At 73.0% G+C, this 19,406-nt stretch carries 21 protein-coding genes and 7 tRNA genes; 17 read left to right on the plus strand and 11 right to left on the minus strand.

Annotated elements, in window-relative coordinates:
* Positions 1 to 28 precede the first annotated feature (28 nt).
* From CD790_RS08430 to CD790_RS08445, 4 genes are all read left to right on the plus strand, one after another.
* Positions 29 to 361, plus strand: coding sequence for a hypothetical protein (locus tag CD790_RS08430; RefSeq protein ID WP_144382409.1), 333 nt, complete (start codon positions 29 to 31; stop codon positions 359 to 361).
* Positions 362 to 550: 189 nt separating this feature from the next.
* Positions 551 to 757, plus strand: a complete 207-nt coding sequence (locus CD790_RS08435) for a hypothetical protein (protein WP_144382410.1) — start codon at positions 551 to 553, stop codon at positions 755 to 757.
* Positions 758 to 1,169: 412 nt separating this feature from the next.
* Positions 1,170 to 2,381, plus strand: coding sequence for a phosphotransferase family protein (locus CD790_RS08440; protein ID WP_260867414.1), 1,212 nt, complete (start codon positions 1,170 to 1,172; stop codon positions 2,379 to 2,381).
* Positions 2,382 to 2,447: 66 nt separating this feature from the next.
* Complete coding sequence (locus CD790_RS08445) at positions 2,448 to 2,726, plus strand: zf-TFIIB domain-containing protein (RefSeq protein ID WP_144382411.1); 279 nt, start codon at positions 2,448 to 2,450, stop codon at positions 2,724 to 2,726.
* 55 nt (positions 2,727 to 2,781) lie between these two features.
* Here CD790_RS08445 and CD790_RS08450 read toward each other — a convergent pair.
* From CD790_RS08450 to CD790_RS08470, 5 genes are all read right to left on the minus strand, one after another.
* Positions 2,782 to 2,853 (minus strand) — tRNA-Val (locus tag CD790_RS08450).
* A gap of 42 nt (positions 2,854 to 2,895) precedes the next feature.
* Positions 2,896 to 2,967 (minus strand) — tRNA-Val (locus CD790_RS08455).
* A gap of 23 nt (positions 2,968 to 2,990) precedes the next feature.
* Positions 2,991 to 3,062: transfer RNA gene (locus CD790_RS08460), tRNA-Val, on the minus strand.
* A gap of 1 nt (position 3,063) precedes the next feature.
* A tRNA-Cys gene (locus CD790_RS08465) sits at positions 3,064 to 3,137 on the minus strand.
* Between the two features lie 30 nt (positions 3,138 to 3,167).
* A tRNA-Gly gene (locus tag CD790_RS08470) sits at positions 3,168 to 3,240 on the minus strand.
* Positions 3,241 to 3,411: 171 nt separating this feature from the next.
* On the opposite strand from CD790_RS08470, the gene CD790_RS08475 reads away from it, so the two are divergent.
* From CD790_RS08475 to CD790_RS08485, 3 genes are all read left to right on the plus strand, one after another.
* Positions 3,412 to 4,479 (plus strand): chorismate-binding protein, encoded by a 1,068-nt coding sequence (locus CD790_RS08475; protein ID WP_186318927.1) that lies wholly within the window; start codon positions 3,412 to 3,414, stop codon positions 4,477 to 4,479.
* Positions 4,476 to 5,315 carry an aminotransferase class IV gene (locus tag CD790_RS08480; protein WP_144382413.1) on the plus strand — a complete coding sequence of 280 codons (840 nt, stop codon included), beginning with the start codon at positions 4,476 to 4,478 and terminating at the stop codon, positions 5,313 to 5,315. The genes CD790_RS08475 and CD790_RS08480 overlap by 4 nt, the downstream gene beginning before the upstream one ends.
* Before the next feature lie 140 nt (positions 5,316 to 5,455).
* Complete coding sequence (locus tag CD790_RS08485; protein WP_144382414.1) at positions 5,456 to 6,295, plus strand: N-acetyltransferase; 840 nt, start codon at positions 5,456 to 5,458, stop codon at positions 6,293 to 6,295.
* A 173-nt stretch (positions 6,296 to 6,468) separates the two neighbouring features.
* Here the strand turns inward: CD790_RS08485 and CD790_RS08490 are convergent, their stop codons facing one another.
* Positions 6,469 to 6,993, minus strand: a complete 525-nt coding sequence (locus CD790_RS08490) for a DsbA family protein (protein ID WP_144382415.1) — start codon at positions 6,991 to 6,993, stop codon at positions 6,469 to 6,471.
* A 154-nt stretch (positions 6,994 to 7,147) separates the two neighbouring features.
* On the opposite strand from CD790_RS08490, the gene CD790_RS08495 reads away from it, so the two are divergent.
* Positions 7,148 to 7,588 (plus strand): dihydrodipicolinate synthase family protein, encoded by a 441-nt coding sequence (locus tag CD790_RS08495; RefSeq protein WP_144382416.1) that lies wholly within the window; start codon positions 7,148 to 7,150, stop codon positions 7,586 to 7,588.
* A gap of 226 nt (positions 7,589 to 7,814) precedes the next feature.
* The gene (locus CD790_RS08500; protein ID WP_144382417.1) at positions 7,815 to 8,063 is read left to right on the plus strand and encodes a hypothetical protein; all 249 of its coding nucleotides are present in this window, start codon (positions 7,815 to 7,817) and stop codon (positions 8,061 to 8,063) included.
* A gap of 77 nt (positions 8,064 to 8,140) precedes the next feature.
* On the opposite strand, the gene CD790_RS08505 is transcribed toward CD790_RS08500, so the two are convergent.
* Together CD790_RS08505 and CD790_RS08510 are read right to left on the minus strand one after the other, a co-directional pair.
* Entirely contained in the window at positions 8,141 to 8,698 is a 558-nt protein-coding gene (locus tag CD790_RS08505; RefSeq protein ID WP_144382418.1) for a CGNR zinc finger domain-containing protein, read from the minus strand.
* Between the two features lie 196 nt (positions 8,699 to 8,894).
* Positions 8,895 to 9,308, minus strand: coding sequence for an SsgA family sporulation/cell division regulator (locus CD790_RS08510; protein WP_003959770.1), 414 nt, complete (start codon positions 9,306 to 9,308; stop codon positions 8,895 to 8,897).
* A 189-nt stretch (positions 9,309 to 9,497) separates the two neighbouring features.
* Here CD790_RS08510 and CD790_RS08515 point away from each other — a divergent pair, with 189 nt between their 5' ends.
* The 4 genes from CD790_RS08515 to CD790_RS08530 all read left to right on the plus strand — a co-directional run bounded on the left by CD790_RS08515 (position 9,498) and on the right by CD790_RS08530 (position 10,841).
* Positions 9,498 to 9,950 carry a TIGR02611 family protein gene (locus CD790_RS08515; protein ID WP_144382419.1) on the plus strand — a complete coding sequence of 151 codons (453 nt, stop codon included), beginning with the start codon at positions 9,498 to 9,500 and terminating at the stop codon, positions 9,948 to 9,950.
* A 63-nt stretch (positions 9,951 to 10,013) separates the two neighbouring features.
* Positions 10,014 to 10,085 (plus strand) — tRNA-Val (locus tag CD790_RS08520).
* Positions 10,086 to 10,213: 128 nt separating this feature from the next.
* A complete protein-coding gene (locus tag CD790_RS08525; protein ID WP_144382420.1) occupies positions 10,214 to 10,705 on the plus strand; it encodes an SRPBCC family protein in 492 nt (163 codons plus the stop codon).
* 64 nt (positions 10,706 to 10,769) lie between these two features.
* A tRNA-Val gene (locus tag CD790_RS08530) sits at positions 10,770 to 10,841 on the plus strand.
* Positions 10,842 to 11,077: 236 nt separating this feature from the next.
* Here CD790_RS08530 and CD790_RS08535 read toward each other — a convergent pair.
* Positions 11,078 to 11,803 carry a 3'-5' exonuclease gene (locus tag CD790_RS08535; RefSeq protein ID WP_144382421.1) on the minus strand — a complete coding sequence of 242 codons (726 nt, stop codon included), beginning with the start codon at positions 11,801 to 11,803 and terminating at the stop codon, positions 11,078 to 11,080.
* Positions 11,804 to 11,985: 182 nt separating this feature from the next.
* On the opposite strand from CD790_RS08535, the gene CD790_RS08540 reads away from it, so the two are divergent.
* The 3 genes from CD790_RS08540 to thrS all read left to right on the plus strand — a co-directional run bounded on the left by CD790_RS08540 (position 11,986) and on the right by thrS (position 15,900).
* Entirely contained in the window at positions 11,986 to 12,564 is a 579-nt protein-coding gene (locus CD790_RS08540) for a DUF4365 domain-containing protein (protein WP_144382422.1), read from the plus strand.
* Entirely contained in the window at positions 12,564 to 13,775 is a 1,212-nt protein-coding gene (locus CD790_RS08545; RefSeq protein ID WP_144382423.1) for a hypothetical protein, read from the plus strand. Before CD790_RS08540 ends, CD790_RS08545 begins: the two co-directional genes overlap by 1 nt.
* Before the next feature lie 145 nt (positions 13,776 to 13,920).
* Positions 13,921 to 15,900 carry a threonine--tRNA ligase gene (gene thrS / locus CD790_RS08550; protein ID WP_144382424.1) on the plus strand — a complete coding sequence of 660 codons (1,980 nt, stop codon included), beginning with the start codon at positions 13,921 to 13,923 and terminating at the stop codon, positions 15,898 to 15,900.
* A gap of 31 nt (positions 15,901 to 15,931) precedes the next feature.
* Here thrS and CD790_RS08555 read toward each other — a convergent pair whose 3' ends face one another.
* On the minus strand, positions 15,932 to 16,645 hold the full coding sequence (locus tag CD790_RS08555; RefSeq protein WP_144382425.1) for a potassium channel family protein: 714 nt from the start codon (positions 16,643 to 16,645) through the stop codon (positions 15,932 to 15,934).
* Positions 16,646 to 16,712: 67 nt separating this feature from the next.
* Here CD790_RS08555 and CD790_RS08560 point away from each other — a divergent pair, with 67 nt between their 5' ends.
* Positions 16,713 to 17,273, plus strand: coding sequence for an HIT domain-containing protein (locus CD790_RS08560; protein ID WP_144382426.1), 561 nt, complete (start codon positions 16,713 to 16,715; stop codon positions 17,271 to 17,273).
* Positions 17,274 to 17,621: 348 nt separating this feature from the next.
* Here the strand turns inward: CD790_RS08560 and CD790_RS08565 are convergent, their stop codons facing one another.
* A complete protein-coding gene (locus CD790_RS08565; protein WP_144382427.1) occupies positions 17,622 to 19,277 on the minus strand; it encodes a hypothetical protein in 1,656 nt (551 codons plus the stop codon).
* Positions 19,278 to 19,406 lie beyond the last annotated feature (129 nt).

Here is a 19,406-nt window from a genome sequence, read left to right on the forward strand (position 1 = left end):
CGGCCGTCTGCGAAGGGGGATTGACGCCATGAAGGGTGATCGTGTGGAGATAGTCGTGGACGCCGGAGACACGACGCGGACATATGAGGTGGTCGCGGACAGGGCGGGCCGGCGGGTCGAGACAGCTGTGCGACGGGGCGTGGTGGAAGTGAGCGAAGTCACCCGCAGCGGCGGCGTCGTGCGCACCGCGCGCTTCATGGCCAACCGGGTGCTGGCGCTCGTCGAGCACCCCGTGCCGCGGACCGAGGAGAGCGAGCGGGAGGGCCGTGCGGCCGGCGCCGCCGGGGGGCGAAGCGGAGGCGCGGCGGGCGGCGGCGGGGACGCCCCGGGGCGTCCCCTCGGGGAAGACCCGGGGACCTGACCCGGCATCTCCACCCAGGGGAGTAGGCCAAGCGGGCTCACCTCATCCTCCCGTAGGCCCGCCAAGCGGTACGAAGGCATGACGCCAGGCCCGCCGCACGCGCCTACTGTTGAGGTCAAGCGGCGGGCGGCAGCACTCGTCCCCCGAGGTCAGACGCTCGCCGCGACAGATGTGACAGAAGGAGGGACGATGGCGGACACCGCGACGCGCACGGTGATCCAGACGCGTAAGCGCCGGATCCTCAGCGCGCTCGACGGCCGGGAGTCCGGCACCCGCCATCCCCTGGTCGCGGCCGCCATGGTGCTGCCGCTGGCCACCCTCCTCGCTGTCGTGTTCGGCGGCTGGGAAGCCGTCGTCACACAGGCGTCGTCCGTGGCCGGAATACTGGGGCGCTGATCGCGCCCCGGGCCCGGGAGAGCGGCCCGGGCCGGGGACTTCCGGCCATGACCCCGTGGGGACGGGGGTGCGGCGGACGGCACGCATGGCCGGGCGGCTGGGGAGCCGCCCGGCCATCATGCGTTTCCGGGCCCCGAGTGGTTCGCGCCCCGGACGGCCCGGCGTGCGTGAGACCCGTGGCGATGTGAGGCCCGTTGCGACGTGAGGCCCGTTGCGACGTCCGGCCCTTTCGTGAGGCGAGTGACGTATGCGGTGCGCCCCGGTGTGGGGGCGCCCTGGTTCGCGAGGAGCCGTCGGGGCCGGTAGGTAGGATCCGGGCGCGCCGGCGTGACGTGGCATGGCGCAGAGGCGGGTGCGCCGCGCTGGGGCGCGTTCGTGATGTGCGAGACACGGGAGCCGGGGGACTGGGGAAGTGGCGGACAGAGGGTCGGAGCTGGTGGGCCGGCTGGCGGAGGCCGCTCGTCGGATGGGCGCCGCGGGTGGGCATGGCCACGCTGGCGAGGCGACCGTGTTGGCGGACCGGGACGACGCCACCGTCGTACGCCTCGGGGACGTCGTCGCCAAGGCGCACGCCGCTGTGGAAAGCCCGCGAGAGGCGGAGGCGCTCGCCGCGCGGGTGCGGCTCGCCGCCGACGCCCGCCTCGCGGGCATCCTGCTGCCGCCCCTGACGGCCGAGGTCGGCACGCTGCCCGGTGGTCGACCGGTGTCGCTGTGGCCGTACGGCGCGCCGGTGGCGCCGGACCACCCCGAGGACGCGCCCTGGGAGGCCGCGGGAACGCTGTTGGCGCGACTGCACGCGATACCCGTGACGAGCCCGCACGCGCTCCCGGTGGCAAGGACGGCCGCGCTCTCGCCCGTGACCGCGGCCGGTCACCGCCCGGCGACCCCGGCGATCCCGGCGATGCGCGGCCCCGCCAAGGCCGCCCGCGCCGTGGACCGGCTCCGTGCGGCGCTCCGCGAGCGTGGCGAGGCGGGCGGCGCCCAGCCCGCCGAGCCGCCCGCTGACGCCGCGGCCGGCCTGGGGGCCGGGGACGCGACCCCGAGCCGCCTCCGCCCCGCGGAGGAGCCCGCGCCCTCCCGCACCGTCGACGTGATCTTCGGTACGGGGGAGGTCGCCCACCGCGCGCCCACCCACCACGTGCCCGCGCACCGCGCGGCCGCCGCGTCCGTGCTGCGGGCCTGGGGCACGCTGCCCGCCTGGGCGCGCGGGGAGGCGCCCTCGCCCCGGGCGGACGTGCTGTGCCACGGGGACCTGCATTTGGGGCAGCTGGTGCGGCATCCCGGCCCGGAGGGGGCGTGGCTGCTGATCGACGTGGACGACATGGGGCTGGGGGAGCCGGCGTGGGACCTGGCCCGGCCGGCCGCCTGGTACGCGACCGGGCTGCTGGACCCGGCGGACTGGGCGCGCTTCCTCGGCGCGTACCGCGCGGCGGGCGGCCGGGCGGTCCCGTCCGAGGGCGACCCGTGGGCGGAACTGGACGCGCCCGCTCGCGCGCTGACCGTGCAGACCGCGGCCACGGCGCTGCTCAAGGCCATGGCGGCGGACCGGCCGTTGGACGGGGTGGAGGAGGCCCTGGTGGAGGCGTGCACACGTATGAGCGCCCTCGCCGAGGCCGTAGGGTGAACTCAGCGCGGCCGGACAGGAGTTCCGATCGCGTGATTTGTCCGAAGCATGAGGAGTTGAGCGGACATGCAGTGTCCCAAGTGCCATGCGCCGATGCATACGTACAACCGCAGCGGCGTCCAGATCGAGCAGTGCAGTGGCTGCCGGGGGATCTTCCTGGACTACGGCGAGCTGGAGTCGCTGACCCAGCTTGAGGCGCAGTGGACGCAGGCCGCCCCGCCGCCGCCCCCGCCGGCCCCGCAGGCGTACCCGGCCGCTCCCGCGTGGGGCGCGCCGCACCACGGCCACCACGGGCACCACGGCCACCGGCACCGCACCTTCGGCCGCATGCTCTTCTCGTCCTGAACGGGGAAACGACCGAGGGCCGGAGCGGAAGCTCCGGCCCTCGGCCTTATCGGTGTGGACGATACTGGGATTGAACCAGTGACCTCTTCCGTGTCAGGGAAGCGCTCTCCCGCTGAGCTAATCGTCCTCGGGAACCGCACGAATCAACCACCTACGTGCGGGCACTGCGTGCGCGATACTGGGATTGAACCAGTGACCTCTTCCGTGTCAGGGAAGCGCTCTCCCGCTGAGCTAATCGCGCGGGCGGATCCTCGCGGATCCGAGTGGACGATACTGGGATTGAACCAGTGACCTCTTCCGTGTCAGGGAAGCGCTCTCCCGCTGAGCTAATCGTCCTTGGAGGTGGAGACGGGATTTGAACCCGTGTAGACGGCTTTGCAGGCCGTTGCCTCGCCTCTCGGCCACTCCACCAGTCGCGGGGGACGGGAATCCCCCACTCCGAGCGGACGACGAGATTCGAACTCGCGACCCTCACCTTGGCAAGGTGATGCTCTACCAACTGAGCCACGTCCGCAGGTGTCGTTTCTCCGGGGCGCTTCCGCGTCCCGGCGACGTGTTGAACTCTAGCGGATTCCTGGGCCAGCTCAAATTCCGTTTCCCCAGCGTGCTGAGCCGCTGCCCTCCCGGACACCTCCGATTCACCTGCCCGAGGCACCCTTGGGCGCCCCGCCATAGACTCGCTGACGTGTACGACCTCCCCCCTCTGGCCCGCTTCGGCGGCCTCGTCGCAACCGATCTGCGCGATGTGACCAGCGACCCCGCGGCCCTGGACTCCAGGGGCTTCTGGGCCGTGGTCGCGGACTTCGAGGGCGGGCTCATGTGCGCCCGGTTCGGCGATGTGCGCAGTGAACCGGTGCCCGAGCCGGTGCCCGGGGCCTGGCGCGGCCCGGCCCCCGCCGACTGGACCTCCTCCCTGGACCGGGCCGCCTACGAGGAGGGCGTGCGCCGCATCCGCGCGTACATCGCGGCCGGTGACGTCTACCAGGCCAATCTGTGCCGAGTGCTGTCCGCACCGCTGCCCGACCCCGCGCGGGCCGACGTGGACGCGCTCACGGCCGTGCTGGCGCGCGGCAACCCGGCCCCGTACGCGGGGACCGTCCGGCTGCCCCGGCACGGCGTGGAGGTCGCCACGGCCTCGCCCGAGCTGTATCTGCGGCGCACCGGCCGGACGGTGGAGTCCGGGCCGATCAAGGGCACCGGGCGCACCGCCGCGGATCTGTTGGAGAAGGACCACGCCGAGAACGTGATGATCGTGGACCTGGTCCGCAACGACCTGGGGCGGGTCTGCGCCACCGGTTCGGTGACCGTGCCGGCGCTGTGCGCCGTGGAACCCCACCCCGGCCTGGTCCACCTGGTCTCCACGGTCCGCGGGCAGCTGGCCGAGGGGGCGGGTTGGGCGGAGCTCTTCGCCGGAACGTTTCCGCCGGGCTCGGTGACCGGCGCGCCCAAGTCGAGCGCACTGCGGATCATCCGGGAGCTGGAGACCGCGCCCCGCGGCCCGTACTGCGGCGGGATCGGCTGGGTGGACGCCGACAGCGGCAGCGGTGAGCTCGCGGTCGGCATCCGCACCTTCTGGATCGACCGGACGCCCGAGGACCTCCCCGGCGGGCCGGTGCTGCGCTTCGGCACCGGCGCCGGCATCACCTGGGGCTCGGACCCCGAGCGGGAGTGGCGGGAAACCGAGCTGAAGGCGTCCCGGCTGCTCGCGGTAGCGTCGGGGGCACATCAGCCGACGGAAGGGGCCGCACGGTGACGGGAACGATCTGGTTGGACGGCGCGCTGCGCGCGGCGGACACCGCGCGGGTGTCGGTCTTCGACCACGGCCTGACGGTCGGTGACGGGGTCTTCGAGACGCTCAAGGCCGAGCGCGGCCGGGCCTTCGCCGTCACCCGCCACCTGGAGCGGCTCGCCCGCTCCGCGCGGGGGCTCGGACTGCCCGAGCCGGACCTCGACGAGGTGCGGCACGCCTGCGCCCGGGTGCTCGCGGCCAACCCGATGGAACGCGGCCGGCTCCGGATCACCTACACCGGCGGCGTCTCCCCCCTCGGCTCCGAGCGCGGCACCACGGGCCCGACCCTGGCGGTCGCCCTCGGCGTCTCCGCGCCCCGCGCGGACACCACCGCCGCGATCACCGTGCCCTGGACGCGGAACGAGCGCTCCGCGCTGGCGGGACTGAAGACGACCTCCTACGCCGAGAACGTGATCGCCCTCGCGCGGGCCCACCAACACGGCGCCAGTGAGGCGCTGTTCGCCAACACCGTCGGCCGGCTCTGCGAGGGCACCGGCTCGAACGTCTTCGTGGTGCTCGACGGCGAGCTCTACACGCCCCCGGTCGCCGCGGGCTGCCTCGCGGGCATCACCCGGGCCCTGGTGGTCGACTGGGTGGGCGCCCAGGAGGCCGACCTGCCGTTCGACGTGCTGAGCCGGGCGGAGGAGGTCTTTCTGACCTCCAGCCTGCGGGACGTCCAGGCGGTGGCGAGGCTGGACGAGCGAACGCTGCTGTCGGATCCGGAAGTACCGGGGCCGGTCGCCGCCAAGGCCATGCGGATCTTCGCGGAGCGTTCGGCGGTCGAGCCCGACCCGGCGTAGCGCGGGCTCCTTCGCCGCACCGCCCTCGGTCGTCCCTCCGCGTGGTCGCGCGCATACGGGCGGTGTCGTGCGGAGTGGTCGGTGCGGCGGGCTTCCCCGAAGCTGGTGACGGCCGGCCGCCCGGCAGGTAGAACACGAAGATGACCACCACTCTGCGGCCCTCCGCGCCCGAGCGGCGTACCGACGACGGCGGGCGTGCCCGCCCGTACGAGGTGTGCGTCAACAGTCGGCCGGTCGGCCGGATCGAGCTGGCCACCTCCGCGCGCTTCGGGCCGACCGTCGGCCGGATGGAACGCCTGGAGATCGACGAGCGCGACCGGCACCGCGGCCGGGGCACGGTCGCCGCACTGGCCGCCGAGGAGGTGCTGCGCGGCTGGGGGTGCCGGCGCGTCGAGACCACCATTCCGGCCGCCGCCACGACCGCCCTGGGGCTCGCGGGCGCGCTCGGCTACGGGGAGCGCGGTCGTCAGATGGTCAAGGAGCTGCCGCGGGTGGCGCCCACCCTGCCGCCGGGCTGCGAGCCGCGCGCCATGACGGCGGCCGACTACGCGAAGTGGCTCCCGCGCGAGCGCGCGCACCACGTCCGCGGCCTGGTGGAGCGCGGGGTGCCGGAGGAGCGGGCCCGCGCCGTGACGGACGCCGACCACGCGGCCAAGCTCCCCGACGGGCCCGCGGGGGAGGACGTCGCGCTGCGGATCCTCGCCCACCACGGCATCGATGTCGGCACGCTCTGGGTGGCCTTCGGCGGCGATTGGGAGGACGGCGTGGACGCGTATGTCCTCACCGTCGACGTGGACGAGCGGCACCGCCGCCACGGCCACGGCCGCACCCTGATGCTCCTGGCGGAGCGGGAGAGCCTGGCGGTCGGGGCGCGCACCCTGGGGCTGCACGTCGTCGCGGGCAACGCGCCCGCGCTGCGGCTCTACGAGTCCCTCGGCTACCGCCCCACCCGCTACCACCTCGCCAAGGAGCTGCTCTAGCGACGGCGGGGGCCCGATGCCGGCGCCGCTGCGGCGGAGCGACCCGGGTCGCGGGCACGCCCTGTGCGGGCGGGACTCCGGACCCCGTACGAGACCGGCCTGTGAACCTGCCACCGTTCCGGGACCGAGCCGGGGGCCCGGCGCCGTGTGGTGGTCGGGCCCGCGGTCGGCGGTCAGCCCTGGTCGGCCAGCAGCCGGTCCGCGATCTCCTCGATGCGCTCGCGCAGGCCCTCCTGGCTCTTGCCGCCGTCCAGCCGCTCCCCGCCGATCACGTACGTCGGGGTGCCGGTGACGCCGATCGCCTTGCCCTCGGCGTGGTCCGCGTCGACGATCAGGATGTGCCGGCCGTCGATCAGCGCGGTGTCCATCTCCTCGGCGTCCAGGCCCAGTTCCCGCGCCACCTCGACCAGCAGCGACTCGCCGCGCTCGCCGAGCTGCTCCGCGCGGGCCAGCACCGCCTCCACGTACGGCCAGCCCTGGCCCTGCTCCGCCGCCTCCTCCGCGGCCTGCGCGGCCGCGTGGGCGTGCTTGTGCCGCTCCAGCGGGAAGTGACGCAGCCGGATCTCCAGGCGGTCCGCGTAGCGCTCGCGCAGGGCGTGCAGGTCGCTCAGCGCGCCGCGGCAGTCGGGGCACTGGAGCTCGCACCACACGTCGAGGACGACGGGGCCGGCGGGGCGGGACGGTTCGGTGTCGCTCATGGGGCCAGTCTCCCAGCCCGCGGCGTACTCCTCGCACTCGGACCCGGGGACGAGGCGGGCCCGGAGATCTCCCTGAGCCGGCGCCCAGACGATGGTCCGTACCCCGCCGCGAGGTGCACGATGGAAGGACAGCACCCACCGGCGGGAGGAACCGATGCTGACCGAGACCGTCTGCTCCGCCCTGTCCGCGGCCGGACTGGGCATCGCCGGGCTGACGGCGTACCGCAGACGCTTCCGGGCCGCGGCCCGGATCGCCGCGTACGCGCTGATCCCCCTGGGCCTGGTCATGACCGGGATCATCGACTGGGTCGCCGATCTGGTCTTCAAGCCCAGCGTCTGGTTGGGCTTCGGGGTGCTGGGGCTCTCCTGGCTGCTGTTCGCGCTGACCCGGGCCGCCGACCGCCGCGCGGTGGGCGCCGCCGAGGAGCACGGGGCCGTGTCCGGCGCGGGAGCCGGCGAGCTGCCCGCCGGGGCCGGTCGCCCGGCCGCGCGCGGGAGGCCGGGCAGGACCGCCGGACAGGGTGGGTCCAAGAAGGCGGCCGCCGGCGACGACTTCTCGGAGATCGAAGCGATCCTCAAGAAACACGGTATCTGACGATCTTGGTGAACTAGCTGTCAAAAAGCGTGAGTTGGTCGCGTGCCTCGGCACGGTGCGTCATCATCTCCGCGAGATGCAGCAATCACCCGGGGAGCGACCTCCCCTCGTCGAACGACCGCGGGTCCCCTGTCGGTCCGCCCAGTGCCCCTCGGCCCACCGTCGCCAGGTCCCGTGTCCGACGGCCCCACGGCGGCAGGCCCCCTCGCCCCTGCCGCACCCGCCCGTGCCGCACCAGGCCGAGCCGCCCGCGTGGCCGTCCGCGCCCTCCGTACCGGCCGCGCGGCTGCCCGGGGCGTCCGAGCCGTCGGCACCGACGCCGCCGGCCGCGCCGGCGAAGCCCGCTCCGCCGGCCGCGGCCGAAGAGTCGCGCGGCTGTCTGTTCGCCCTCTCGCAGCCCCCGCTGATGCTCTTCCTCGGAGTCATCGGCATGCTGCTGCTGCTCACCGCCGTCCACGACCTCTACCGCTGGTGACGACGATCACGTACGCGGCCCAACGCCCGAGGTCCAACGCCCGAGGGGCCCGGAGGCAGGGGGCTCGCCCGGGCCGATCAGTCCGCGGCCTCGCGGCGGCGCGCCCGGTAGGCCGCGACATGGAGCCGGTTCCCGCAGGTGCGGCTGTCGCAGTAGCGGCGGGAGCGGTTGCGGGACAGGTCGACGAAGGCCCGCCCGCAGTCCGGGGCCTCGCAGCGCCGCAGCCGCTCCCGCTCGCCGGCCACCACCAGGAAGGCCAGAGCCATGCCGCCGTCCGCGGCGAGGTGGTCGGCGACCGACGCGCCGGGCGCGAAGTAGTGGACGTGCCAGTCGTAGCCGTCGTGGTCGGTGAGCTGGGGGGTGGTGCCGGCGCCGGCCACCATGGTGTTGAGCAGCGCGGCGGTGGCCTTGGTGTCCTCGGCGGCGAAGACCTCGGTGAAGCGGGCGCGGACCTCGCGGACCGCCGCCAGGTCACGCTCCGTGAGGTTTCGCACGTCGCTGATCGACTGCTCCTCGACGAAGCGGCGCAGGGCGGCTACGTCGGTGAGCTCGTCCTGGTCGGTGCCTTCCGGCGTGGTGTTCACCAGGGCGACGACCGCGTCGAGCGCGCACCGGGTGTCGTGATTGATCAGCACGGTTGGCTCCCTGGGACATCCCTTCGATCCTGCCGACTCTAGCGGCTCGGCACGCCGAGGTGCCGCCGCCGCGGGTCTCCGCGGCGGCGGCACCCTCGCCACCTGTGCTGATGTTCGGTTGTTCGACCGCGACCGCGGTGTTCGCGCCGTCTCCCCGAGTCGGACGGCTGCGCTCGGCTCTCCTCGCTCCTCGGCCTCAGCTCTCGGCCAGGATGTGGGAGAGCTCGGTATCGAGGTCGAAGTGTCGGTGCTCGGTGCCGGGTGGCACGGCGGCGTCCGTTCGCTTGAGGAACGATTCCAGGGCCCGCGCCGGGGCTTCGAGCAGGGCCTCGCCTTCCGGGGAGCTCAGGGCGATGCAGACGACGCCCTGGCCGTGGCTGCGGGACGGCCACACGCGGACGTCGCCGGTGCCGGTGGGCCGGTGCAGGCCCTCCGCGAGCAGGTCGCGGGCGAACACCCATTCGACCGTCTCTTCGGCTCCGGTATGGAAGGTGGCGTGCACGGCGTAGGGGTCGGCCGTGTCATACCGCAGGCCCGCGGGTACAGGCAGTGAGGACTCGCTCGACACAACGAGGCGCAGGTGCAGCTCGCAGCTGACCGTGGTGTTCATAAGCGCCAGGGCCTTTCGCTCAGTGTGCGCTCGGGGATTCGCACGTCGGCGAAATCGACATGCCACCTACGGTGCCGTTGTAAACCCCTCTGACCGTTTTGTGGGTGTTCTGATAGCTCGGGCGGCGGAGTTTTCGGCTCAGCGGTACCGCCATCCCGGCGACATCGTGCGATCCGGTAAATTGGCCCTATGAACGCGGAGAGTGACGAGCGGCAGGAGGTCGCCGCCGCGGCGGCCGGGGCCGCCACGGGGGACGGCGCGACGGGAGAGCCCGCCCTGGGCTCCAGGGCGCCGCAGTTCATCAAGCGACACCGGAGCCTGCACGTGAGCTGGCAGGTCGGCGTCTTCATCGTGGGCCTCGCGGTGGTGATCGTGGGCATCATCATGCTGCCGCTGCCCGGCCCCGGCTGGGTGGTGATCTTCGGCGGCATGGCGATCTGGGCGACCGAGTTCGTCTGGGCGCAGCTCGTGCTGCGCTGGACGAAGCGCAAGGTCACCGAGGCGGCGCAGCGCGCCCTGGACCCCAGGGTGCGCAAGCGGAACATCATCCTGACCACCATCGCGCTGGTGATCTGCGCGGCGGCGATGGCGGTCTACGTGGTGAAGTTCGGCCTCGTGATGCCGTGGAAGATCGAGGAGTGACGGCCACCGCCTGACGGTGGTCAAAAGCAGGGCCTGACATGCGCTAATGTTGGGCCTGCGCCCGGGCGATTAGCTCAGTGGGAGAGCGCTTCGTTCACACCGAAGAGGTCACTGGTTCGAACCCAGTATCGCCCACCCGGACCGAGGGCCCGGAGGTATCCACCTCCGGGCCCTCTGGCGTTCTCCGCCGTATGTCGCCCATGGCCGGCGCCCCTGTCCGCGCGCTCCTCGGGGATGGCCCTGATGGCCGTCACAATGGCGTCATGGACTGGAGTCGCTACCGCTTCCACAGTCGCTGGGACCTCGACGCCCCGCCGGACGAGGTCTACGCGGAGCTCGCGGCCCCCGAGGGGTACCCGCTGTGGTGGCCGCAGGTGCGTGAGGCGAACCGCACCGGCGCGGACCGCGGCACCCTCCGTGTCCGCTCCCTGATCCCGTACGACCTGACGGTGACCCTCGACGGCGCTCATGAGGACCCCGAGGCGCGGGTGCTGTGGATCGCCCTCCATGGCGACCTGGAGGGCTGGGCGCGCTGGACGGTGCGGGACCGGGGCGTCGGCAGCCTGGCCGTCTTCGACCAGGACGTGGTGGTGCGCAAGGCGCTGCTGCGTCGGCTGTCGGTCCCCGGCCGGCCCTTCTTCCGGGCCAACCACGCCCTGATGATGCGGGCCGGGCGGCGTGGACTGCGGGCCCGTCTGGCGGCCGCCGGGGCGGATCGAGGCCCCGCGCGGGGGCGCGGTCCGTACGCGGTTTGAACGAAACCCCCGGCGACCTGTATTGTTCAGGACGTTCCGCCGGGGGAAACCCCAACGGACACCGGGGCGATTAGCTCAGTGGGAGAGCGCTTCGTTCACACCGAAGAGGTCACTGGTTCGAACCCAGTATCGCCCACCCCGATCAGACCGGGCCGCCAACAGGCGGCCCGGTCTTCGTCGTTGAGGCGCCCTGGCGGTCGACATCGGCCATCTCGCCGACGACCACGCCTCGGCCGGTCGCCCTCGCCCTCACCGGCCGGCTGACCGTGTCACGGTCGTCGCCGGGTGCGTGCCGTCGCGGGCCACCGGGGCCATGCCGCCGTGTTCACGGCGCGGTCGTGTCGCCGCGGGGCGTGTCGTCGTGCGCACGCCCTATGCCACGGCGGGCAGGTCCGGACGCAGCGGCCAGGCCGGATCGCAGGTCGTCTCGGAGCCGTTGCGCGCGAACCACGCCTGCAGCCCACGCGCCTGCGCCGCGTACCAGACCGCCTGGCGGGTGTGCAGCTCGGCGACGCTGAGCGGCTCCAACTGCCCGGCGAAGCGGCGGCCTATGGCCCGTACGACATCCAGGGCCGCGGTGGCGTCGGCGGCGGCGTCGTGAGCCCCCGTCAGCTCCACCCCGTAGTGCGCGCACAGATCGGTCAGCGTGCGGCGGCCCTTGCGGTACCGGTCCAGATGCTTGTCCAGCACGTACGGGTCCAGCACGCACAGCGGATGTATCGACAGATAGCCGGCCAACGAGGCGTTGCGGTGCCGCTTCAGCTCGCGGTCCAACAACGTCAGGTCGAACGGCGCGTTCATCACCACCAGCGGTGTGGCCCGCGCGGACTGCTGCGCCAGCGCCCGCGCCACCTCCTCCATCACCGGCGCCGGCCACCGGCCGTGGCGCTGGAGGTGCTCTTCGGTCAGTCCGTGTATCGCGGTCGCCTCCGGCGGCACCGGAACGCCCGGACTCACCAGCCAGCGCCGCACCTCCGGCACGCCACCGGCCGTGCGCTGTACGACCAGCGCCGCCGACACGATCCGATCCCGCTCGACATCCACACCCGTGGTCTCCGTGTCGAAGGCGGCCAGCGGCCCCTCGAACCAGCGCGGCATGGCCCCAACTCCTCTTAACTGCTTGCCAGATGGCACCTGTGACCCCGCCCGACCTGGTGATACCCGAGGACTTTGGTCACCGAACGCCGTCGTTTGCCGACCCCGGGGCGCGGAGACAACACAGGTGTACGCGCCGGCGGTCGCCGGTGATCGAACGGCAAAGCCCGGAAGGCGTTGGGGACATGGCGCTCGCGCATCCCGACCCGGCCACGCCGACGCACCGCCGGTCGCCCGAGCGGAGGATCCCGGTGCGCGGCTCACTCGCCACCACCGCCTGCATGGAGACCCTCCAGGTGGGCTATCTGCACGCGGTAGCGGCGGCCGCCGGCTGCTCGCTGGCGCAGCCCTTCCCCGACCACGGCATCGACTGGCACCTCAGCCACAGCGCCCGCGGTCACACCGTGGACGACGAGGTGACCATCAAGGTGCAGCTGAAGGCCACCTACCAGCTCGCCCCGCACCCGACGGGGCCCACCTTCGGCTTCACCCTCGACAACGACCACCTGGCCAAGCTGGCCCGCAGCCCGGTCTCGGTGCACAAGATCCTCGTGGTGATGATCGTGCCCCGCGCCCGGGAGGACTGGGTCCGGGCCGAGCACGACCGGCTCGCGCTGCGGCACTGCTGCTACTGGACCAATCTGGCCGGCCACCCGGTGCGGGGCGCCCGCCGGACCACCGTGCGGATCCCGACCTCGCGGATCTTCGACGACCGCGCGCTCTGCGAGATCATGACCCGGGTCGGGGCGGGAGGGAGACCCTGATGCACCGAACGCACCGGCCGACCGACGAACCCGTGCCCACCCCGCACCCCGACCACACCGATCCGGCCGTCCTCGGCGCCCTGCTCGCCCGGCACGGCTGGCGCCGCCGCGGTGGCGCGCCGGGGCGCTACGCTCGCTGGACGCCGCCCGGCCCGCTCGGCGCCGGCACCAGTCTGCTGGTGCCCGAGAGCCGGGAGTTCCCCGACAGCGGCGACCTGCTCGCCGAGGCGCTCACCGCGCTCAGCCGCAGCGCCGCCCCCTCCGCCCGCGAGGTGCTCACCGGCCTCGCCGTGCCCAGCGACGAGATCCGCTGGTGGCGCGAGGCCCCCGAGTCCGGCCGGCTCCCGGGCTCCGTCGGCGCCTGGGCCGCGCAGGAGCAACTGCGCGCCGGCGCCCGGGCGACGCTGCTCGCCGGGGCGCTGGCCACGCACGACCGGGTGGGCTACCACGGCGCCCGGCACCGCCGCGAGGCCGCGGACTGGCTGGCGCGCGTCCTGGTCGGCCCGGTCGGACCCGGCGGCCGCGAGCTCACCGCCTTCGTCCCCGTCGCCGACGGCCGCACCACCACCGCCGCTCTGCTCCGCGCCCTGTACGCCGCCCGCGACGCCACCGACTACCAGCGCGCCACCGGTGGGACGGAGGCCTTCGAAGCGGCCGTCGCGGCCGGGGTGAGTCGCGAGCTCACCGAGGCCCTCGTCACGCTCGTCCGGGGCGCGGAAGGCGCACGCATCGCCGTCGAGTGGTCGCCGGCGGCCGGCCCGCCCGAGGGCTTCGCGGCCCGACCGGAGCCGGTGGAGTTCTCACCCGGCGACCTGCCGGGGCTGCGCGAGGCCGGCGCCCGCTACCTCCGGGGAGAGTCCTCCGTGCCCGTGCGCGTCACCGGCGTGGTGCTCCGGCTGCGCCGCGACGCCCCCGACGGGCCCGGCACCGTGCGGCTGCGGGTGCTCGCCGGCGCCGACGTCGCGCGGCTGCGCGTCGCCCTGGGAGCGGACGACTACCGCATCGCCGGCCACGCCCACCTGGTCGGGCTGCCCATCCGGGTCAGCGGCCGGCTGGAGAGCCGGGGAGGCTTCCGGCGGCTGACGGGCGCGAGCGGGGTGGCCCCGGTCCAGGTCGACGAGGCCGAGCGGGACCGCCTGCTGAAGTCGCTCCAGGAGAACCTCGACTTCTTCGAGGAGGCGTGCGGGGACGCCGAGGGCTTCGCTCCGTGAGGCCGCGCGGCCGGGGGACGGCCGCACTGAAACCGCCGCCCCGCGCGAGGAGCGCGAACCGTTTAGCGGTCATGGCCCCGGGATCGGTACGATTCACGCTGCGCAGCGTTTGCTGCGACACGCAGCCACAAGTCAGGAGAGACCGGTGTCGGACGTCCGTGTGATCATCCAACGCGATTCCGAGCGGGAAGAGCGCGTGGTGACCACGGGCACCACGGCGGCGGACCTCTTCGCCGCCGACCGCACCATCGTCGCGGCCCGCGTGGGCGGCGAGCTCAAGGACCTGGCGTACGAGCTGGCCGACGGCGACGAGGTGGAGCCGGTCGAGATCGGCAGCAAGGACGGCCTGGACATCCTGCGCCACTCGGCCGCGCACGTGATGGCGCAGGCCGTGCAGGAGCTGTTCCCGGAGGCCAAGCTCGGCATCGGCCCGCCGATCAAGGACGGCTTCTACTACGACTTCGACGTCCAGGACCCGTTCCAGCCGGACGATCTCAAGCGCATCGAGAAGAAGATGCAGGAGATCCAGAAGCGCGGCCAGCGGTTCTCGCGCCGCGCGGTGACCGACGAGGCCGCCCGCGAGGAGCTGGCCGGTGAGCCGTACAAGCTGGAGCTGATCGGGCTCAAGGGCTCGGCCGCCGAGGCCGCCGAGGGCGCCTCCGCCGAGGTGGGCGCCGGCGAGCTGACCATCTACGACAACCTGGACGCCAAGACGGGCGAGCTGTGCTGGAAGGACCTGTGCCGCGGTCCGCACCTGCCGTCCACCCGGATGATCCCGGCCTTCAAGCTGATGCGCAGCGCCGCGGCGTACTGGCGCGGCAGCGAGAAGAACCCGATGCTGCAGCGCATCTACGGCACCGCCTGGCCGTCCAAGGACGAGCTGAAGGCGCACCTGGACTTCCTCGCCGAGGCCGAGAAGCGCGACCACCGGCGGCTCGGCAGTGAGCTCGACCTGTTCTCCATCCCGGAGGAGATCGGCTCCGGCCTCGCCGTCTTCCACCCCAAGGGCGGCATCATCCGCCGGGCCATGGAGGACTACTCGCGCAGGCGGCACGAGGAGTCGGGCTACGAGTTCGTCTACACCCCGCACGCGACCAAGGGCGCGCTGTTCGAGAAGTCCGGCCACCTGGACTGGTACGCCGACGGCATGTACCCGCCCATGCAGCTGGACGAGGGCACGGACTACTACCTCAAGCCCATGAACTGCCCGATGCACAACCTGATCTTCGACGCGCGCGGGCGCTCCTACCGTGAGCTGCCGCTGCGCCTGTTCGAGTTCGGGACCGTGTACCGGTACGAGAAGTCCGGCGTGGTGCACGGCCTCACCCGCGCCCGGGGCTTCACCCAGGACGACGCGCACATCTACTGCACTCGCGAGCAGATGGCGGACGAGCTCGACTCGCTGCTGACCTTCGTGCTGAACCTGCTGCGCGACTACGGTCTGACCGACTTCTACCTGGAGCTGTCGACCAAGGACCCGAACAAGTTCATCGGGTCGGACGAGGCGTGGGAGGAGGCCACCGACGTCCTGCGGACGGCGGCCGAGAAGCAGGGCCTGAAGCTGATCATGGACCCGGCGGGCGCGGCCTTCTACGGGCCGAAGATCTCCGTCCAGGCGCGCGACGCCATCGGCCGGACCTGGCAGATGTCCACCATCCAGGTCGACTTCAACCTCCCGGAGCGCTTCGACCTCGAGTACACCGCGGCCGACGGCTCCCGGCAGCGCCCGGTCATGATCCACCGCGCGCTGTTCGGCTCCATCGAGCGGTTCTTCGCGGTGCTGCTGGAGCACTACGCGGGCGCCTTCCCGGCCTGGCTGGCCCCGGTGCAGGCGGTCGGCATCCCGATCGGTGACGCCCACGTCCCCTACCTCCAGGAGTTCGCCGCGAAGGCGAAGGCCAAGGGGCTGCGGGTGGATGTCGACGCCTCCTCGGACCGGATGCAGAAGAAGATCCGGAACGCGCAGAAGGCCAAGGTGCCGTTCATGGTCATCGCCGGTGACGAGGACGTGTCGAACAACGCCGTGTCCTTCCGCTACCGCGACGGCTCGCAGAAGAACGGCGTGCCGATCGACGAGGCCATCGCCGAGATCGTCAAGGCCGTCGAGGACCGCGTCCAGGTCTGACGCCGACGTCTGGAGGCCCCCGGAGCGCTCGCTAGCGCCCCGGGGGCCTCTTCTCGTCCTCCCGCGTGAAGGTCTGGATCAGCCAGGACGAGAACGAGCCGGTCACGGCGCCGAGCAGCGCCAGCCCGCAGACCATCAGCCCCGCCGCGACCACCCGCCCGCGCGGGGTCACCGGGACCGCGTCCCCGTAACCCGTCGTGGTGAGCGTCGCGCAGGCCCACCACACCGCGTCGCCGAAGGTGCGGATCGTGGTGCCCGGTGCCCCCCGCTCCGCCTCGTAGACGGCGAGCGAGGCGGAGAAGCCGAGCAGCAGCGCGGAGAGGCCGGCGTAGGTCATCACCCGTGCGTACAGGCTCAGCCGCGGCTCGGCGCGGCGCTCCTTCATGACGGAGTAGGTCTGCACCAGACGCAGCGGCCGTAGCAGCGGCATCACCAGCACCACGGTGTCCAGTGGATGGGTGGGCACGAACCGCGGCCCCATGCCGCTGAGCCGCCATCGGATCACGTAGTCCACGATGAACACCGCCCAGCAGGTGTCGGTCACCACCACGCACACCGTGTGCCAGAACGGGGGCAGCCCGGGGGCCAGCACCCGCACCGCGTAGGAGGCGAGGAAGAGCTGCGACGCGACATAGAGCGCGAGCGCGGTGCGCTGTTCCCAGCCGCGGGTCCGCTCCGCGCCCAGGGCCCGGGCGTCGCTCCGGGCCCGCCGCTCGTCCCGGGGCCGGCGAGAGTGGTCGTCCATCGGCTCAGCATCGCCGGCCCGTGATCGACGCTCCACCCGGCGACACGCTCCGAACGGGCGAAGCCATATGCTGCTCATCATGACGCGTGAGCCGGAACAGCAGATCGGAGTCGGCACCCAGGACGCCTTCCAGCGCCTGTGGACGCCCCATCGGATGGCATACATCCAGGGCGAGAACAAGCCCACCGGCCCGGGGGCGGGTGACGGCTGCCCGTTCTGCACCATCCCGGAGAAGTCCGACGAGGACGGCCTGGTCATCGCGCGCGGCTCGCACGTCTACGCCGTGCTCAACCTCTACCCGTACAACGGCGGCCACCTCATGGTGGTCCCGTTCCGGCACGTCGCCGACTACACCGAGCTGGACGGTCGGGAGACGGTGGAGCTGGCCGAGTTCACCAAGGCGGCCATGGTCGCGCTGCGCACCGCCTCCGGCGCCCACGGCTTCAACATCGGCATGAACCAGGGCACGGTGGCCGGCGCCGGTATCGCCGCCCACCTGCACCAGCATGTGGTGCCGCGCTGGGGCGGGGACACCAACTTCATGCCGGTGGTCGGGCACACCAAGGTGCTGCCGCAGCTGCTGGCGGACACCCGCCGGATGCTCGCCGAGGCCTGGCCCGGCGTCTGAGCCCCCGCTCGCCCGGCCCTGCGCCCCCCGACCCGCCACCCGGTGGGTCGGGGGGCGCAGGGCCGGGCGACGTGCATCCGGCTGCCGCGCGCCGCCGGAACGGGACGGCCGCCAGGCGATGACGCCGGGCGGTGGTCCGGACCGCCGGGCGGCGAACCGGACCACTGGACCGTGGGCCCGGCCGTGGGGTCGCGGTCCGGACCGCCGGGTGGCGGGCCAGCCCGCTGGACCGTGGGCCCGCCGTTGGACGGTGGGCCGGACCGCTGGGCCGTGGGCCCGGCCCGCTGGACCGTGGGGCCCGGCCCGGTGGGGCGGCGGGCCGGGTGGTCGCCGGGGCGGGCCGCACCGCTAGGCGTTGTACTCGTCCGCCTTGCGCGGGCTCGGGTCCTGCACCTGGCCGCTGAGCACCAGCGCGCGGTTGCCGAAGCGCTCGGTGTTGACGCCGTTGTCCTGCAGCACGCGTATCGCCGCCTCGTGGACGACGCGCAGCACGGGTGTGGCGGCGCGCAGCGCGTCATCGGCCATGAACCGGTGCCGCCAGGGCTTGTCCGCCCAGGCGTGCCGCAGGCCGAACGGCTCGGGCAGGGTGAGCTTGCCGCCCAGGTAGTCCAGCAGCGGCGGGTACCAGGTGAAGGGGGCGCGGGCCGCGAGCCGCACCACCTCCTTCGCGTCCACCAGCGGCAGCGGGATGGACTTGGTCTCCCAGAACTTGACGGTCTTGTTGACCGTCTTGGACGGGGCGGTGGGCTTGGTGGTGAAGAGCGGGTGCACCGGGCCGAGCGCGTGGCCGGTGACCTCGATCCGCAGGGTGTTGTGCAGATAGGTCACCGTGGTGAGCATGGTGATCACCAGCTGGCCGTCCCACAGCACGAACTGCACGCCCAGGTAGTGCCGGTCGCCGGCGCCGAACTGCTGCTGGTCGCAGATCCGCTGGAGCTCGACCCCCTTTATCTGGAAGCCCTCCTCCGCGGTGGTGCCGCCGCGCGAGACCGAGCCGGCGTTCTCACCGATGGGAGAGACCACCCAGTGGCGCACCGAGGGGGTGGGGAAGCCGCCGGTGTGCAGCGCCCCGCGCTCCAGCAGCCGCAGCTGGTCGTGGATGGCCTTGATGACGTCCCAGCTGCGGAAGGGGTTGATCTCCGTGCCGGGCTCGGCGGGCACCAGGTCCTCGGCCAGCTGCCAGCTGCCCCAGCGGGTGCCCATGCCGAGTATGCCCTTGCCACCGGCGTAGAAGACCACATTGCTGTACTGCTCCGCGGTGAGCTTCTCCAGCCCCTTCCGAAGCTGCTCGGCGGCGGTTTCGCCGGGGGCGCTGGGCACGGCCTCGGGAATCTTCGCCCCGACTCCGCCGCCCGAGAGTAGCCCCTCCCAGCGCTCCCGCAGGTCCTTGGCGGTGCGCTCGCTGATGCGCTTGGCCCACCACCAGCCGATCACCGGCGCCAGGATCACGCCCCGCAGGTAGTACCCCAGGAAGCCGGTCAGGGGCAGCTTGATCAGGAAGATCAGGGCCAGCAGACCCAGCACCGCCAGCACCACGAAACCGCCCGCGCCGACCCGCTTGTCCTGGGCCCCCGCCGCCCACCGGCGGATCTGGAACGCGCCGAGCCACAGCAGCACACCCGGCAGGAACAGCAGCCCGAAGATGACCATCACCACGGTGAGGCGGGCATCGCGCTGCTTGCGGATGCGGTTGGCCGCGAGGCAGTGCTCGACGACCGTCTGCGGTTCTATGCCGAAGGACTGGATCAGCTGGCCGCGGGCGCCGCCGAGCATCCGCACCTGCACGGCGCGCGCGAACGCCTCTCCCAGGTTCGGCTCGAAGAGCGAGAACCGCGGCGCCTTGACCTCCGACTTGGTCCAATCGGAGTTCGCGTCGAGGAGCTTGGCCACCGGGCTGTCGCGGTAGGCGGCCGAGGCCAGCGCCTGCGTCGCCGCCGTCTGCCCCGCCGCGCCCGAGAGCGGTACCTGCGCCCCCGGACTGAAGTCGAATACGTCCGCCGTCACTCAACGCCCCCTATGCCGCATGCTGCTTGAGCTGCGATCACAGCGTATCGGGGGTGCCCGCCGCCTGTCGCCAGCGCCTCGGAGCCTGTGGATAACCGTCCGCGTGCGGACGGCCGCCCGCCCCAAGGG

The sequence above is a fragment of the Streptomyces sp. SAJ15 genome (assembly GCF_007595705.1).
GTDB lineage: Bacteria > Actinomycetota > Actinomycetes > Streptomycetales > Streptomycetaceae > Streptomyces.

Bases quoted from the DNA above. Each gene is read 5' to 3' on its own strand.
- CD790_RS08435 (WP_144382410.1), top strand. From the start codon at position 551: ATGGCGGACACCGCGACGCGCACGGTGATCCAGACGCGTAAGCGCCGG.
- CD790_RS08430 (WP_144382409.1), top strand. From the start codon at position 29: ATGAAGGGTGATCGTGTGGAGATAGTCGTGGACGCCGGAGACACGACG.
- CD790_RS08495 (WP_144382416.1), top strand. From the start codon at position 7,148: ATGCTGACCGAGACCGTCTGCTCCGCCCTGTCCGCGGCCGGACTGGGC.
- CD790_RS08560 (WP_144382426.1), top strand. From the start codon at position 16,713: ATGCTGCTCATCATGACGCGTGAGCCGGAACAGCAGATCGGAGTCGGC.
- CD790_RS08510 (WP_003959770.1), bottom strand. From the start codon at position 9,308: ATGAACACCACGGTCAGCTGCGAGCTGCACCTGCGCCTCGTTGTGTCG.
- CD790_RS08515 (WP_144382419.1), top strand. From the start codon at position 9,498: ATGAACGCGGAGAGTGACGAGCGGCAGGAGGTCGCCGCCGCGGCGGCC.
- CD790_RS08490 (WP_144382415.1), bottom strand. From the start codon at position 6,993: ATGAGCGACACCGAACCGTCCCGCCCCGCCGGCCCCGTCGTCCTCGAC.
- CD790_RS08540 (WP_144382422.1), top strand. From the start codon at position 11,986: ATGGCGCTCGCGCATCCCGACCCGGCCACGCCGACGCACCGCCGGTCG.
- CD790_RS08485 (WP_144382414.1), top strand. From the start codon at position 5,456: ATGACCACCACTCTGCGGCCCTCCGCGCCCGAGCGGCGTACCGACGAC.
- CD790_RS08555 (WP_144382425.1), bottom strand. From the start codon at position 16,645: ATGGACGACCACTCTCGCCGGCCCCGGGACGAGCGGCGGGCCCGGAGC.
- CD790_RS08535 (WP_144382421.1), bottom strand. From the start codon at position 11,803: ATGCCGCGCTGGTTCGAGGGGCCGCTGGCCGCCTTCGACACGGAGACC.
- CD790_RS08525 (WP_144382420.1), top strand. From the start codon at position 10,214: ATGGACTGGAGTCGCTACCGCTTCCACAGTCGCTGGGACCTCGACGCC.
- CD790_RS08545 (WP_144382423.1), top strand. From the start codon at position 12,564: ATGCACCGAACGCACCGGCCGACCGACGAACCCGTGCCCACCCCGCAC.
- CD790_RS08445 (WP_144382411.1), top strand. From the start codon at position 2,448: ATGCAGTGTCCCAAGTGCCATGCGCCGATGCATACGTACAACCGCAGC.